The organism is Myroides sp., from assembly GCF_032073645.1.
Classification (GTDB): Bacteria; Bacteroidota; Bacteroidia; order Flavobacteriales; family Flavobacteriaceae; genus Flavobacterium; species Flavobacterium odoratimimum.
Genome location: NZ_DAMANB010000003.1, coordinates 126,931 through 138,240, shown reverse-complemented (window position 1 = coordinate 138,240; position 11,310 = coordinate 126,931). Strand labels below are relative to the sequence as shown.

13 protein-coding genes and 4 tRNA genes are annotated in these 11,310 nt (G+C 36.1%); all 17 read left to right on the top strand.

All coding sequences use genetic code 11. The features are described from left to right. Positions 1-17: 17 nt before the first annotated feature. The 17 genes from RT228_RS03660 (at position 18) to rpoB (ending at position 11,302) form a co-directional block, all read left to right on the top strand. Complete coding sequence (locus RT228_RS03660; protein WP_006259601.1) at positions 18-473, top strand: hypothetical protein; 456 nt, start codon at positions 18-20, stop codon at positions 471-473. Positions 474-482: 9 nt separating this feature from the next. Beyond that, on the top strand, positions 483-851 hold the full coding sequence (locus RT228_RS03655; RefSeq protein WP_230456765.1) for a hypothetical protein: 369 nt from the start codon (positions 483-485) through the stop codon (positions 849-851). Positions 852-1,183: 332 nt separating this feature from the next. Further along, the gene (rpsU, locus tag RT228_RS03650) at positions 1,184-1,378 is read left to right on the top strand and encodes a 30S ribosomal protein S21 (RefSeq protein ID WP_006259599.1); all 195 of its coding nucleotides are present in this window, start codon (positions 1,184-1,186) and stop codon (positions 1,376-1,378) included. Between the two features lie 66 nt (positions 1,379-1,444). Continuing rightward, positions 1,445-2,347, top strand: coding sequence for a tyrosine-type recombinase/integrase (locus RT228_RS03645; protein WP_006259598.1), 903 nt, complete (start codon positions 1,445-1,447; stop codon positions 2,345-2,347). A 19-nt stretch (positions 2,348-2,366) separates the two neighbouring features. Next, positions 2,367-2,666, top strand: a complete 300-nt coding sequence (gene hpf, locus RT228_RS03640; protein ID WP_006259597.1) for a ribosome hibernation-promoting factor, HPF/YfiA family — start codon at positions 2,367-2,369, stop codon at positions 2,664-2,666. Between the two features lie 93 nt (positions 2,667-2,759). Then, positions 2,760-2,833 (top strand) — tRNA-Thr (locus RT228_RS03635). Positions 2,834-2,863: 30 nt separating this feature from the next. Next, a tRNA-Tyr gene (locus RT228_RS03630) sits at positions 2,864-2,944 on the top strand. Between the two features lie 20 nt (positions 2,945-2,964). Continuing rightward, positions 2,965-3,036: transfer RNA gene (locus RT228_RS03625), tRNA-Thr, on the top strand. A 58-nt stretch (positions 3,037-3,094) separates the two neighbouring features. Next, positions 3,095-4,282: an elongation factor Tu gene (gene tuf / locus RT228_RS03620; RefSeq protein ID WP_006259596.1), complete on the top strand. Its 1,188-nt coding sequence runs from the start codon at positions 3,095-3,097 to the stop codon at positions 4,280-4,282. Positions 4,283-4,342: 60 nt separating this feature from the next. Further along, a tRNA-Trp gene (locus tag RT228_RS03615) sits at positions 4,343-4,413 on the top strand. Between the two features lie 16 nt (positions 4,414-4,429). Continuing rightward, entirely contained in the window at positions 4,430-4,627 is a 198-nt protein-coding gene (gene secE, locus RT228_RS03610; RefSeq protein WP_006259595.1) for a preprotein translocase subunit SecE, read from the top strand. A gap of 19 nt (positions 4,628-4,646) precedes the next feature. Then, on the top strand, positions 4,647-5,198 hold the full coding sequence (gene nusG / locus RT228_RS03605) for a transcription termination/antitermination protein NusG (RefSeq protein ID WP_006259594.1): 552 nt from the start codon (positions 4,647-4,649) through the stop codon (positions 5,196-5,198). Positions 5,199-5,254: 56 nt separating this feature from the next. Continuing rightward, entirely contained in the window at positions 5,255-5,692 is a 438-nt protein-coding gene (rplK, locus tag RT228_RS03600) for a 50S ribosomal protein L11 (protein ID WP_006259593.1), read from the top strand. Positions 5,693-5,710: 18 nt separating this feature from the next. Then, the gene (rplA, locus tag RT228_RS03595) at positions 5,711-6,400 is read left to right on the top strand and encodes a 50S ribosomal protein L1 (RefSeq protein ID WP_006259591.1); all 690 of its coding nucleotides are present in this window, start codon (positions 5,711-5,713) and stop codon (positions 6,398-6,400) included. Positions 6,401-6,423: 23 nt separating this feature from the next. Further along, positions 6,424-6,912 (top strand): 50S ribosomal protein L10, encoded by a 489-nt coding sequence (rplJ, locus tag RT228_RS03590; protein ID WP_006259590.1) that lies wholly within the window; start codon positions 6,424-6,426, stop codon positions 6,910-6,912. An 83-nt stretch (positions 6,913-6,995) separates the two neighbouring features. Continuing rightward, complete coding sequence (gene rplL, locus RT228_RS03585; RefSeq protein WP_006259589.1) at positions 6,996-7,364, top strand: 50S ribosomal protein L7/L12; 369 nt, start codon at positions 6,996-6,998, stop codon at positions 7,362-7,364. Between the two features lie 125 nt (positions 7,365-7,489). Beyond that, a complete protein-coding gene (rpoB, locus tag RT228_RS03580; protein WP_006259588.1) occupies positions 7,490-11,302 on the top strand; it encodes a DNA-directed RNA polymerase subunit beta in 3,813 nt (1,270 codons plus the stop codon). The last annotated feature ends 8 nt before the right edge of the window (positions 11,303-11,310 follow it).

The window sequence follows — 11,310 nt, the reverse complement described above, 5'->3', positions numbered from 1 at the left end:
AATAATACCTATTATTAATGAATGAAGGTTACGAACAAATCACAGAGAGTAATATAAAAGTACTTACTTCTATGCATAGTGGTTTAGGACTATTAGGAACTTATATGAATCGGGTAAGTTATGTGACGATGTTACTTTCTTTAGGAGGAGTAGGGTATACATTATACTATATGAAGTATAAGGTAAAACCCCCAATGTTTGATAACCCAGCGTTAGATGATCGACTAATGACAGAAGATACCTGTTTAATATTAGCAGGGGGTTGTGTGATTTTCTTTTTGATTAATGTACACCTGATGAATAGTAGTAAGAAATTGAGAAAAGCTGTGGATGTGAATAATGTGGAGTTATTAGAGAGTGGATTAATGAGCGTGAGCTGGAGTATGAGGATTATGGGGATATTTATTATGCTGTTAGTATCCTCTTTTATCGGCTGGATTGCTTATTCATTAGTGATAATTGATTTACCTTAATTTGTTTGAATGATGACAAAAGAATTTGTGTTTACTCAAAAGATACAGTCATATTTGAGAAGTATTGGTAGATGGGGAGCGTTTATAGCTGTGTGTAATTTGATGTTAAGTGTCTTATTAGTGATTATGTTTGGGATAGCATATTCAGATAAGATGATAGTCGTTTTCACTTTAGCTATTTTGTTTTTTCTTCAATTAGTTTCTGTAATAGGAATGTTAAACTATAGTATAGGCTTAAAGTCAGCCATTAGAAATCATGATAGAGAAGGGCTAGAGTATGCAATAGAAGGGATTAAAGGTTATTTTAAATATCTGTTCTTCACACTGTGTTTAGCATTTTTAGCTTTAGGAATAGGTTTGCTTTTAGTAGGATGGTAAGTGTATAGAAGTTAGCTGTTTGGTCAGCTGTTTTATGTACTAATACCTTAGTAGATAGTATAGGAAACAATGTGATCTTAAGTATTCGTATAGAATTTTTGAAATTGTTGTTTTTGGGAGGGAAACCTCAAAGAGTGGGTAATAATTAGGTAAGAGGCTCTAAGAATGTTCACACTCGTTTCTATGGCTGTTAGTTCTCTATCTTTATTTCTTAGATAAACGATAAGTATTTGTTTTTAAGTATATGTTTTTTAAAAAAAGATGTTTTTTTATTGTGATGAATAAAAAAAGTTTTACTTTTGCACCACTAATGAGAGGAGGTGTATGAAAACATGTTAATCATTCCAATTAAAGACGGAGAAAATATCGATAGAGCACTTAAGCGCTATAAAAGAAAATTTGACAGAACAGGAACTTTACGTCAGTTAAGATCTCGTCAGGCATTCTTAAAACCGTCTGTACTTAAAAGAGACAAAATGCAAAAAGCTGCATACGTTCAACACTTGAAAGATTCAGTAGAAATCTAATAAGTATTGAATATTAAAAAATAACCGTTGTAATAAAGTATTAACTTTGTTGCAACGGTTTTTTTTATGTTTGAAAATTTAGAAAAGTTTATTGAGTATATACAGAAAGAAAGAAAGTATTCTGACAAGACGGTTTTAGCCTATCAGAACGATATTGGAGATTATGTGTCTTTCTTAGAGCAACTGTCGTTAGATTATCTAAAGGCAGGATATGATGGTGTTCGTCTCTGGATAGTGAAGTTATCCGAAGAGGGACTGACTAATCGGTCTATAAATAGAAAGACTAGTGCGCTGAGTTCTTTTTATAAATTCTTGTTGAAGATAGGGGAGGTAGAGACTAATCCGCTTTACTTACATCGATCTTTAAAAGTGGAAAAAAAGTTGCAATTGCCTTTTTCTATAAAAGAGATTGATGCAGTACGTACGATGTTTGAAGGTAAGGAGGATTTTAATTCTCTGAGAGATTTGCTGATTGTGGAGATGTTGTATTGTCTTGGGCTTCGTAGAGCAGAGTTGGTTGCTTTAGATGTGGATGATATAGATTTTTATTTGCATCAAGTGCGTATTTTAGGAAAGGGGTCAAAACAGCGCATCGTACCATTATTAGGTAGTGTAGAAGTGTTATTGAAAAAATATCTTGAATCAAGAAGTTTAGTCTTGAGTTCTGTGGTGGGTATTAAGGGACTTTTGGTAACAGAATCTGGTAAGAAAGTTGATGAAATGTTTGTTTATCGAGTAATAAATTCATACTTTAGTAATGCAACAACAAAGGAGAAGAAAAGCCCTCATATGTTGCGTCACTCTTTTGCTACGCACCTTTTAGAAGGAGGAGCAGATATTAATTCAATTAAAGAATTAATGGGGCATGAAAGCTTATCAACAACACAAGGATATGCACAGATTAATCTAAGTGAGTTGAAGAAAGTGTATCAAAGTTCGCATCCAAGAGGGAAGAATAAAGAAAAATAACCTTTTAAAACCGTTAATTATGAAAGTAAACATTCAAGCTATTAATTTCAATGTGGATCGTAAGTTGGTAGATTTTGCAAACGAGCGTTTGTCAAAAATCGAAAAGTATTATGATAAGATAGTTTCAGTAGATGTTTTTTTTAAATTAGAGAACACAAATGAAAAAGAAAATAAGATTACAGAAATAAAAGTACTGGTTCCGGGTGACGAGATGATTGTTAAAAAAACGTGTAAGACTTTCGAAGAAGGTTTAGATGCTGGAGCAGATGCACTAGAGCGATTAGTGGTAAAACACAAAGAGAAAATCAAAGCTCATTAATTTAAAAAAATAAGTAAATTGTTTTTTTTAATCAATAAAATATATACATTTGCAGTCCGTTAGAAATAGCGGACTTTTTCTATTGAGTCATTTGCCGGTGTAGCTCAGCTGGCTAGAGCAGCTGATTTGTAATCAGCAGGTCGTGGGTTCGAGTCCCTCCATCGGCTCAAAGAAAAGTAATATCAAACACAGTTTGAGGGGAGATACTCAAGCGGCCAACGAGGACGGACTGTAAATCCGTTGGGAAACCTTCGCAGGTTCGAATCCTGCTCTCCCCACAGAGAATAAGAAGCATCAAGCCGGTGTAGCTCAGGGGTAGAGTGCTTCCTTGGTAAGGAAGAGGTCACGGGTTCAAATCCCGTCATTGGCTCAGGTTTTTTTATTATATTTGAACACTAATTATATAACTAAGATTAAATTATTAAATCATGGCAAAGGAAACTTTTGATCGTTCGAAACCGCACTTAAACATCGGTACTATCGGACACGTTGACCACGGTAAAACTACTACTACTGCTGCTATTACTAAAGTATTAGCTGACGCAGGATTCTCAGAAGCTCGTTCATTTGATTCAATTGATAATGCTCCAGAAGAAAAAGAGCGTGGTATTACAATTAATACTTCTCACGTAGAGTACCAAACAAAAAACCGTCACTATGCACACGTTGACTGTCCAGGTCACGCGGATTACGTGAAAAACATGGTTACTGGTGCTGCTCAGATGGATGGTGCTATCTTAGTAGTTGCTGCTACTGATGGACCAATGCCACAAACTCGTGAGCACATCCTTTTAGGACGTCAGGTAGGTATTCCAAGAATCGTTGTATTCTTAAACAAAGTTGACTTAGTTGATGATGCTGAGTTATTAGAGCTTGTTGAGATGGAAGTAAGAGATTTATTATCTTTCTACCAATACGATGGTGATAATGGACCAGTAGTTCAAGGTTCTGCTTTAGGAGCATTAAACGGAGAGCAAAAATGGGTTGACGCATTATTACACTTAATGGAAGAAGTTGATGCTTGGATCGAAGAGCCAGTACGTGACAACGAGAAACCATTCTTAATGCCAGTAGAAGACGTATTTACAATTACAGGACGTGGAACTGTTGCTACAGGACGTATCGAAACTGGAGTTGCTAATACAGGAGATGCTGTTGAAATCATCGGTATGGGAGCTGACAAATTAACTTCTACTATTACAGGAGTTGAGATGTTCCGTAAAATCTTAGACCGTGGAGAAGCTGGAGATAACGTAGGTTTATTATTGAGAGGTATTGACAAAACTGATATCCGTCGTGGTATGGTTATTTGTAAACCAGGTTCAGTAAAACCACACGCTAAATTCAAAGCTGAGGTTTATATCTTGAAAAAAGAAGAAGGTGGACGTCACACTCCATTCCATAACAACTACCGTCCACAGTTCTACGTACGTACAACTGACGTAACTGGAACTATCCAATTACCAGAAGGAGTAGAGATGGTTATGCCTGGAGATAACTTAACTATCACTGTTGAGTTATTAAGCCCAATCGCTTTATCAGTAGGTTTACGTTTCGCTATCCGTGAAGGTGGTAGAACAGTAGGTGCTGGTCAGGTAACTGAAATTATTGACTAATTATTTAGTATAAATAAGTTCCAAAAGTCAGTGGTTACGGCCACTGACTTTTATTAACAAACGGGTGTAGTTCAAGGGTAGAATAGCGGTCTCCAAAACCGTTGATGGGGGTTCGAATCCCTCCACCCGTGCAAAAACAATATTAACATGGCAAAGGTTTTTAATTACATATCTGATGCTTTCACAGAGTTAAAAAGTAATGTTACTTGGTCTCCGTGGTCAGAAGTTCAACGATACACTATAATAGTTGCTATTTTTGCAATTTTGTTTTCTTTAGCAACGTGGGGTGTAGACACTGCGTTCGGAAGAGTTTTAGGAGTATTTTATAATTGGGCTACTGCATAGAGAAAATTAAAGAAAGATTATGGCTGATACAAGTGTCAAAAAATGGTATGTGGTTCGTGCGGTAAGTGGACAGGAGAATAAGGTTAAGAATTATATCGAAACTGAAATTACTCGTTTAGGTTTATCAGATTACTTATCACAGGTATTAGTTCCTACTGAAAAAGTAGTAACTGTAAAAGATGGTAAAAAGAAGACTACGGAACGTGTTTACTTTCCAGGTTATGTTATGATTGAAGCTAACTTAACAGGAGAAGTTCCTCACGCTATTAAATCGATAACAGGAGTTATTGGTTTCTTAGGAGGTGAAAGAGGTGGAGATCCACTTCCTTTACGTGAGTCAGAAGTAAACAGAATGTTAGGTAGAGTTGATGAACTAGCTGTAAAAGTTGAGTCAGGATCTATTCCTTATGAAGTAGGAGAGTCAGTGAAAGTTATCGACGGGCCATTCAATGGATTCGATGGAACAATCGAAAACATTAATGAAGAGAAACGTAAACTAGAAGTAATGGTTAAGATTTTCGGAAGAAAAACACCATTAGAATTAAGTTTTACACAAGTAGAAAAATTATAATGTTACAATAGTCACATCTTGGCTTCCAAATGAGATGTGCCAAATTTTTTTAAGAAATGGCAAAAGAAATTAGTAAAGTAGTTAAACTACAAGTTAAGGGAGGTGCTGCGAACCCATCGCCACCGGTTGGACCTGCTTTGGGGGCTGCTGGAGTTAACATCATGGAGTTCTGTAAGCAATTTAATGCTAGAACACAAGATAAACCAGGCAAAGTTTTACCAGTACAAATTACTGTTTACAAAGACAAATCATTTGACTTTGTTGTTAAAACGCCACCTGCTGCTGTTCAATTATTAGAGGCTGCGAAAGTGAAATCTGGATCTGGTGAGCCTAATAGAAAAAAAGTAGCTAGCGTAACTTGGGAACAAGTTCGTGCTATTGCGGAAGACAAAATGCCTGATTTAAATGCATTTACTGTTGAGGCAGCTATGAGTATGATAGCTGGTACTGCAAGATCTATGGGAATATCAGTAACAGGAACAGCTCCTTTTTAATTGTAAAAGAAAGAAGAAATGGCAAAATTAACGAAAAAGCAAAAAGAGGCTGCTGCTAAAATTGAAAAGAATAGATTGTATTCTTTGAAAGATGCATCTGCATTGATTAAAGAAGTTGCTTCTGCAAAATTTGACGAGTCTGTAGATATCGCTGTACGTTTAGGAGTTGATCCACGTAAAGCAAATCAAATGGTTCGTGGTGTGGTTACGTTACCTCACGGAACAGGTAAAGATGTAAGAGTGTTAGCATTGGTTACTCCTGATAAAGAAGCTGAAGCTACAGCTGCTGGGGCTGACTATGTTGGACTAGATGAGTACTTACAAAAGATCAAAGACGGTTGGACAGATGTTGATGTAATCATCACTATGCCTGCTGTTATGGGTAAATTAGGTCCTTTAGGTCGTATTTTAGGGCCAAGAGGTTTAATGCCAAACCCTAAAACAGGAACTGTTACTATGGACGTAGCGAAAGCTGTTCAAGAAGTGAAAGCTGGTAAAATCGATTTTAAAGTTGATAAAACTGGTATTGTTCACGCATCTATCGGTAAAGTTTCTTTCGAAGCTGATAAAATTACTGAGAATGCAGCTGAATTAATCCAAACATTAATCAAATTGAAACCAACTGCAGCTAAAGGTACTTATATCAAGTCTATTAATATATCTAGTACTATGAGCCCTGCTATTGCTTTAGACCCTAAAGCAGTATAATTGGTAAATAAAAAATTATTCGTATGACTAGAGAACAGAAAGCAGTAGCGATAGAAGAATTAAAAGCTAAGTTAGCTGACGCTAATATCTTCTATATCGCTGATATATCAGGATTGAATGCTGAAGTTACTTCAAACTTAAGAAGAGCTTGTAATAAAGCTGGAATTAAAATTGAAGTAGTTAAGAATACATTGCTTGCTAAAGCAATGGAAGCTTCAGATAGAAATTATGAAGAGCTACCTTCTACTTTAAAAGGGAACAGTGCTGTTTTATTTGCAGATGTTGCAAATGGACCTGCTAAAATTATCAAAGACTTTAGAAAAAAATCTGATATTCCAGCTTTAAAAGGAGCTTATATCAACGAGGAAATCTATATCGGAGATAACAATTTAGATGCATTAGTTGCTATTAAATCTAAAGAAGAAGTTATTGGAGAAATCATTGGATTACTTCAATCACCAGCTCAAAGAGTTATTTCAGCTCTTAAAAACCAATTTAAAGACGAAGAATAGTCGACGACTAGATCTAGTTTTTAAAGTTCATCAGAACGCACATTAATAAATTATATTTTTACAAATCATTAAAAGATAGAAAAATGGCAGATTTGAAACAATTCGCAGAACAATTAGTTAACTTAACTGTAAAAGAAGTTAACGAATTAGCAACTATATTAAAAGATGAGTACGGAATCGAACCAGCTGCTGCTGCTGTAGTAGTTGCAGGAGGTGCAGGAGGTGATGCTGCTGAAGAGCAAACAGAATTCACTGTAGTATTAAAAGAAGCTGGAGCTTCTAAATTAGCTGTAGTTAAAGCTGTTAAAGAATTAACAGGTTTAGGATTAAAAGAAGCTAAAGATATCGTAGATTCTACACCAGCTAACATCAAAGAAGGAGTTTCTAAAGATGAGGCTGAAGGTCTTAAAAAAGCATTAGAAGAAGCTGGAGCTGTAGTAGAGCTTAAATAGTTTTTTTCTAAAAAATATTTTAGGTTTAGGTCTTGGGAAGCTTCCCACAGGCCTAAACCATTTTGCGTATAAAGAGATTTTGCGTAAAAACAATTCAAATTCTAATCAAAATTTTTTGTCCATTGATGATCACAAATCAGACTGAAAGATTAAATTTTGCCTCTACAAAGAACATACCTGCGTATCCAGATTTCTTGGATATTCAAGTTAAGTCTTTTAAAGATTTCTTTCAATTAGAAACGAAATCTGAAGAGAGAGGTAAGGAAGGTTTATACAATACCTTCATGGAGAACTTCCCGATCACTGATACAAGAAACCAGTTCGTATTGGAGTTCCTTGATTACTTTGTTGATCCTCCTCGTTATTCAATCGAAGAGTGTATTGATAGAGGATTGACTTACAGTGTTCCGCTAAAAGCGCGTTTAAAATTGTACTGTACTGATCCTGAACACGAAGATTTTGAAACAATAGTTCAAGATGTTTATTTAGGAACAATTCCGTATATGGCACCAAGTGGTACTTTCGTAATCAATGGAGCAGAGCGTGTTGTAGTTTCACAATTACACCGTTCACCTGGTGTTTTCTTTGGACAGTCATTCCATGCAAATGGAACTAAGTTATATTCGGCGAGAGTAATTCCTTTTAAGGGATCATGGATTGAGTTTGCTACCGATATTAATAGTGTAATGTACGCTTATATCGATAGAAAGAAAAAGTTACCTGTTACAACATTATTCCGTGCTATTGGATTCGAAAGAGACAAGGATATCCTAGAGATTTTCGACCTTGCAGAGGAAGTTAAAGTATCAAAAACAGGACTAAAAAAATATAGCGGAAGACGTCTTGCTGCACGTGTGTTAAACACTTGGCATGAGGATTTCGTAGATGAGGATACAGGAGAAGTTGTTTCAATTGAGAGAAATGAGATTATCTTAGACCGTGATACAGTCCTAGATAAAGATAATATCGAAGAAATCATTGAGGCTAACGTTAAGACGATCCTTTTACATAAAGAAGATAATAATCAGGCAGATTATGCCATCATACATAATACATTACAGAAGGACCCTACTAACTCTGAAAAAGAGGCAGTAGAGCACATCTACCGTCAGTTGCGTAATGCAGAACCGCCAGATGAGGAAACTGCACGTGGTATTATTGATAAATTGTTCTTCTCAGATCAACGTTACAATCTAGGTGAAGTTGGTCGTTATAGAATGAACAAGAAACTTAATCTTGATACTCCAATTGACAAACAAGTTTTAACAAAAGAGGATATTATTACTATTGTTAAATACTTGATTGAATTAATTAACTCAAAAGCTGAGATTGATGATATCGATCACTTATCTAACCGTCGTGTTAGAACAGTAGGAGAGCAATTATCTGCTCAGTTTGGTGTTGGTTTAGCTCGTATGGCTAGAACTATTCGTGAGCGTATGAACGTACGTGATAACGAGGTGTTTACTCCAATCGACTTAATTAACGCTAAGACTTTATCGTCAGTAATTAATTCATTTTTCGGAACGAACCAGTTATCTCAATTCATGGACCAAACGAATCCATTAGCTGAGATTACACACAAACGTCGTTTATCAGCTCTAGGACCTGGAGGTTTATCTAGAGAAAGAGCAGGTTTCGAGGTGCGTGACGTTCACTATACTCACTATGGACGTTTATGTCCTATTGAGACACCAGAGGGACCAAACATTGGTTTGATTTCATCTTTAGCAGTTTATGCTAAAGTAAATAATATGGGATTCATCGAAACTCCTTACCGTCCAGTTACTGAAGGGCAAGTAGATATCGTTAATGATCCTATTTATTTAAGTGCAGAAGAGGAAGAAGGTATGTTAATCGCTCAAGCGAACATTCCTGTTGATGAAAAAGGATTTATCACTGAGCAAAAAGTAGTAGTAAAAGAAGAGGGTGACTTCCCTGTAGTTGAACCAAAAGATGTTCACTATACTGACGTTGCACCAAACCAGATTGCTTCTATTTCTGCGTCATTGATTCCTTTCTTAGAGCACGATGATGCCAACCGTGCGTTGATGGGATCGAACATGATGCGTCAAGCGGTTCCTTTATTACGTCCAGAATCTCCAATCGTAGGTACTGGATTAGAAAGACAAGTAGCTTCAGATTCTCGTGTTTTAATTAATGCTGAAGGAGAAGGTACTGTTGAGTATGTTGATGCTCAGAAGATCATCATTAAGTATGATCGTACTGATGAAGAGCGTTTAATTAGCTTTGATCCAGATGAGAAAACATACAACTTAATTAAGTTTAGAAAAACGAATCAAAGTACAAGTATCAACTTAAAGCCAATTGTAAGAAGAGGTGATAGAGTTACTAAAGGACAAGTACTTTGTGAAGGATATGCTACTCAACAAGGAGAGCTTGCTCTAGGTCGTAATATGAAAGTGGCGTTCATGCCATGGAAAGGTTACAACTTCGAGGATGCTATCGTTATTAGTGAAAGAGTAGTACGTGAAGATATCTTTACATCTATCCATATTGATGACTATACTTTAGAAGTTAGAGATACTAAGTTAGGTAACGAAGAGTTAACTAATGATATTCCTAACGTTTCTGAAGAGGCAACAAAGGATCTAGATGAAAACGGTATGATCCGCATTGGTGCTGAAGTTAAGCCTGGTGATATTCTTATCGGTAAGATCACTCCAAAAGGAGAGTCTGATCCTACTCCAGAAGAGAAATTATTACGTGCTATCTTTGGTGACAAAGCAGGAGACGTTAAAGATGCTTCATTAAAAGCTTCTCCATCATTAAGAGGGGTTGTTTTAGATAAGAAATTGTTCGCAAGAGCAGTAAAAGATAAACGTAAACGTTCTAAGGATAAAGACGAATTGGCTTTATTAGAAACTAGATTTGAAGTTAAATTCAACGAGTTAAAAGAGCGTTTAGTTGAGAAATTATTCTTCATCGTGAATGGTAAAACATCTCAAGGTGTATTGAATGATTTAGGAGAAGAGATTTTACCAAAAGGTAAGAAATTTACTCAAAAAATGTTATTTGCAGTAGATGATTTCGCTCACTTAACTAAAGGACAATGGACAACTGATGAGGATACAAATGGTATGATTACTGATTTGATCCACAACTACAAAATCAAATTAAACGATCTTCAAGGAGTTCTAAGAAGAGAGAAATTCATGATTACTGTAGGGGATGAGTTACCATCTGGAATTTTGAAATTAGCGAAAGTATATATTGCTAAAAAACGTAAATTACGTGTAGGAGATAAGATGGCTGGACGTCACGGTAACAAAGGTATTGTAGCTCGTATCGTTAGAGATGAGGATATGCCTTTCTTAGAAGATGGAACACCAGTAGATATCGTATTGAACCCATTAGGGGTACCTTCTCGTATGAACATTGGACAGATTTATGAAACAGTATTAGGGTGGGCTGGTCAAAAACTTGGTAAAAAGTATGCGACTCCAATCTTTGATGGTGCTGAATTAGATCAAATCAATGCTCTTACAGATGAGGCAGGTATACCACGTTTTGGACATACTTACTTATATGATGGAGGTACAGGAGAGAGATTCCACCAACGTGCAACTGTTGGGGTTATCTATATGCTGAAACTTGGTCACATGGTAGATGATAAGATGCACGCGCGTTCTATTGGTCCTTACTCATTGATTACGCAACAACCATTAGGAGGTAAAGCTCAGTTTGGTGGTCAACGTTTCGGAGAGATGGAGGTTTGGGCATTAGAGGCTTATGGAGCATCTAGTACATTACGTGAAATCTTGACGGTAAAATCGGATGACGTTATTGGTAGAGCTAAAACTTACGAAGCAATCGTTAAAGGAGAGACTATGCCAGAACCAGGATTACCAGAATCATTCAATGTATTAATGCATGAATTAAAAGGTCTTGGACTAGACATCAGATTAGAAGAATAAACTAAGAT